The sequence below is a fragment of the Bacteroidales bacterium genome, assembly GCA_018334875.1.
Taxonomy (GTDB): domain Bacteria; phylum Bacteroidota; class Bacteroidia; order Bacteroidales; family UBA12077; genus JAGXLC01.
This window is the reverse complement of the sequence record JAGXLC010000478.1, coordinates 1-2973: the sequence shown is the minus strand read 5'-3', so window position 1 is coordinate 2973 and position 2973 is coordinate 1. Positions and strand designations below refer to the sequence as shown.

Sequence of the window (2973 nt, the reverse complement as noted above, 5' to 3'; positions counted from 1 at the left end):
GCGCCATGTGTATTCCCTGGCCAACTGGGACAGCTCGCGAACAGTTATTCCCACCGGTACTTCAGGAATACCGTCCAGCCGGTATTATTGTGATCAGACCCGGACATATGTTAAAAATCAATATCACAGAGACCTGTTCAGTAAAAGGGCTGTAAAACAAAATGCCCGTTATCAGATGACTATTGATGGAGATTAGAAAAATTTTGACGGGTAGCGCTTGTTTAAATGATTAAGAACCTGGAAGATCAGGAAAAAAGATTAAGAATAAAGTATATAGCAATTCAATCCAGAATAAACCTCAGGCTTATGGAAACCCTAGTAGATCTTTTTGAAAAGAATGCGGCTAGATATCCGGAAAATCCGCTTCTTTGGGAAAAAGAAAACGGTAGGTACATGAGTACCTCTTATTCCCAAACAAAACAGAAGGTCCATCAATTCGCAGCCGGATTGATTAACCTGGGTGTAAAAAAGGGCGACAGAATAGCCCTGTTATCGGAAAATCGTAAAGATTGGATCATCAGTGAACTGGGAATATTGTATACAGGGGCAATCAATGTACCTTTATCCGTGAAACTGGATGCCACCACCGAACTTAAGTTCAGGCTTTCGCATTCGGGCAGTCGGATGATCATTGTGTCAGGAAATCAAGCATGGAAGATTGATGCCATTAAAAATGATCTTCCCGATCTTGATAAAATCATTTACCTTGATCCGCGGGAAAAGTATGGAAAAGAGGAATTACCAAAAGAAGAACTTTACAACCAGGGTGTCAATTTTCTAAAAACAAAACCGGAGGATTTTGAGAACACGTATCAATCGGTTAAACCTACAGATTATGCCAATATCTGCTACACCTCCGGTACTACAGCCGATCCCAAGGGTATCATCCTCTCTCATCGAAATTATACTGTCAACGTGGAGCAAGCCCTGAGTCTGATGGATATCCCGGAATATTATAAAACACTGCTTATTCTTCCTCTCGACCATTCTTTTGCCCACACTGCTGGTATTTACAGTTTCATAGCAAGCGGGGCGAGCATGGGTGCTGTTGAAGTGGGCAAGAATAAAATGGAGACATTGAAAAACATTCCAAAAAACATCAAAGAACTTAAGCCAAATTTGTTACTCAGTGTACCTGCCCTGGCTAAGAACTTCAGGAAAAATATAGAGAAAGGAATCAAGGAAAAAGGACCGATTGTTGAAAAGCTTTTTAACAGGGCATTGAAAACAGCCTATTCCTATAATAAAGAAGGATATAACAGGGGAAAAGGTTTACAGGCTTTGAAGACTCCTTTGTTAAAATTATACGATAAACTTTTTTTCAGCAAGATACGGGAAGGCTTTGGCGGTGAACTGGATTGCTTCATCGGTGGCGGTGCCCTCCTGGATATCGAACTTCAGCGTTTCTTTTATGCAATCGGAATGCCTATGCTCCAGGGATATGGACTCACGGAGACTTCCCCCTGCATCTCTTCCAATGCCCCCCAAAAGCATAAACTGGGATCATCTGGTTTTCTGGTGAAAAACATCGATGTTAAAATTTGCGATGAGAAAGGGAAAGAGGTTCCACTAGGTGAAAAGGGTGAAATCGTGGTAAAAGGAGAAAATGTCATGGTAGGATACTGGAAAAACGAAAAGGCAACCAGGGAAAGCATCAAAGACGGCTGGTTTTATACAGGGGACCTGGGATATATGGATAAAGACGGATTTCTTTACGTTTTGGGCAGGTATAAAAGCTTGCTTATCAGTGATGACGGGGAAAAGTTCAGCCCGGAATCCATTGAGGAAGCATTGATAGAACACTCCGATTACATTGACCAATGTATGTTGCATAATAACCAGGACCCCTATACCGTAGTTCTGATCGTTCCCAACAAGGAAGCCGTTAAAAATTACATGGCTGAACAGGGGCTTTCTCTTCAGAATGAGGAGGGACAAAACAAGGCACTGGAACTAATACAGGGTGAAATCGACCAATTCAAAAAGGGCGGAGAATTTGAGGGTATGTTCCCTGACAGGTGGTTGCCGGCTGCTATTGCAGTTCTTGGTGAAGGGTTTACTGAAGAAAACAAGATGCTCAACAGTACCCTTAAAATCGTAAGAAGAAATATTGAGAAATATTATAAGGACCGAATAGATTTTCTCTACACCCCAGAAGGGAAAAATATACTTAACCATCAAAACAAAAACATTATAAAAACCTTTTCATAGAATAATAATTCTTCATTTCAAATTTATAACAATCATAAAAAATTCTAAATTTTTGTTGGGATACCGAACCCTACTCCATATATTATCTTAATAATTCAGCAGTATAACCACACTGACAAAATCCACTTTCACAATCTTCAACAGGAATAGGCATTTTTTCCAAAGCTTTGTCAAATTCTACACCACAATAGGGACATTTAACCTCAGATTCTTTTTTAGACATGGTAATTACTTTTAATTGGTTTAATCCCTCATTTTACTACCAAAGTGGTTAGGGAAAGGATTTTATAAAACTTCCGATATAGAATCCTTAACACCTTTATAAGATTTCAGAAGACCCTTGAGTAAAAAAATAAAGAAAATACCCGAAAAAAAGAAACATCCGATAACCGACAAACAACTAACCAAGATTTATGCAGAACATTAACTAGTGTTTGTCTATAAAGTCAAAGAGATTTGAAAGAGTCTTGTCTAGAATGTTCGCTGGCAAGGCTTGCGAGTTTTGAATGTCAGGAGTTTACTTGATGTAATCGACTGGTATGAAAAACGAGCGTAACGCAGCCAGCGGATATTATAGACAGACTCTAACTAAAACCGATTTCGAATGTTTCTCATGAGATTAACGGAGACAAAATTTTCTAAAGTATAATAAAAACACTTAAATTTCAATCAAATAACTACATCAATAAATAAATTGAAGTGTGATCGTTATAGAGGATTTGTTCAGTTTTATTCACTTTAACACAGTCCTGGCCATAATAT

At 38.8% G+C, this 2973-nt stretch carries 3 protein-coding genes; 2 read left to right on the top strand and 1 reads right to left on the bottom strand.

Annotated features, from left to right (window positions below; translation table 11 throughout):
• Together KGY70_20125 and KGY70_20120 are read left to right on the top strand one after the other, a co-directional pair.
• A partial coding sequence (locus tag KGY70_20125) for a penicillin acylase family protein (GenBank protein ID MBS3777513.1) occupies positions 1-196 on the top strand: 196 nt, incomplete at its 5' end.
• 110 nt (positions 197-306) lie between these two features.
• Positions 307-2211: an AMP-binding protein gene (locus KGY70_20120; GenBank protein ID MBS3777512.1), complete on the top strand. Its 1905-nt coding sequence runs from the start codon at positions 307-309 to the stop codon at positions 2209-2211.
• A gap of 82 nt (positions 2212-2293) precedes the next feature.
• Here KGY70_20120 and KGY70_20115 read toward each other — a convergent pair whose 3' ends face one another.
• Positions 2294-2434, bottom strand: coding sequence for a hypothetical protein (locus KGY70_20115; protein MBS3777511.1), 141 nt, complete (start codon positions 2432-2434; stop codon positions 2294-2296).
• Between the last annotated feature and the right edge of the window lie 539 nt (positions 2435-2973).